Origin of the sequence: Collinsella sp. LCP21S3_C7 (assembly GCF_052118485.1) — a bacterium.
Classification (GTDB): Bacteria; Actinomycetota; Coriobacteriia; order Coriobacteriales; family Coriobacteriaceae; genus Collinsella.
The window spans coordinates 1-450 of the sequence record NZ_JBQKHC010000069.1 but is presented as its reverse complement, the minus strand read 5'-3'; the positions used below and the strand labels follow the sequence as shown (position 1 = coordinate 450).

Sequence of the window (450 nt, the reverse complement as noted above, 5' to 3'; positions counted from 1 at the left end):
GACCGACGTCAAGCCGGAGTGGACCGGCGACACCCCCAAGGCGAAAGCGCCTCGTGTCGTCACCCCGTGCCGGGCGGTCACTATCGACGGTGAGCTGATCGAGGGCGGTGCAGCATGACCCGCCGCATCGTGCTCGACATCATCGTGCCCGTCATCGCGGTCCTGCTGTCCATCGGCATGATCTGCGTCGGGCTGCGGCTCGGGACGGAGGTCCGGTCATGAGCGCCTGTATTGAGCCGGACGCCTGCCCCCACGACGGCGAGATCGACGTGGAGACCTACGGCTGCAATGCGTGGCGGGTCTGCGGCGACTGCGGCGAGATCCTCGACTCCGCTGCATGGTGGGAGGCGGGACTGTGACCCTACTCTGCACCTACCCGCCGAACACGCCCGAGTGGCATGAGGCGCGGCGCTGGCGGATCGGCGGCTCCGAGATCGCCGCCGCCTGCGG

General features: G+C 69.3%; 1 protein-coding gene. It reads left to right on the top strand.

Annotated features, from left to right (window positions below; all coding sequences use genetic code 11):
• Positions 1-218 precede the first annotated feature (218 nt).
• Positions 219-359 carry a hypothetical protein gene (locus tag ACTQ1E_RS08915; protein WP_343118921.1) on the top strand — a complete coding sequence of 47 codons (141 nt, stop codon included), beginning with the start codon at positions 219-221 and terminating at the stop codon, positions 357-359.
• Positions 360-450 lie beyond the last annotated feature (91 nt).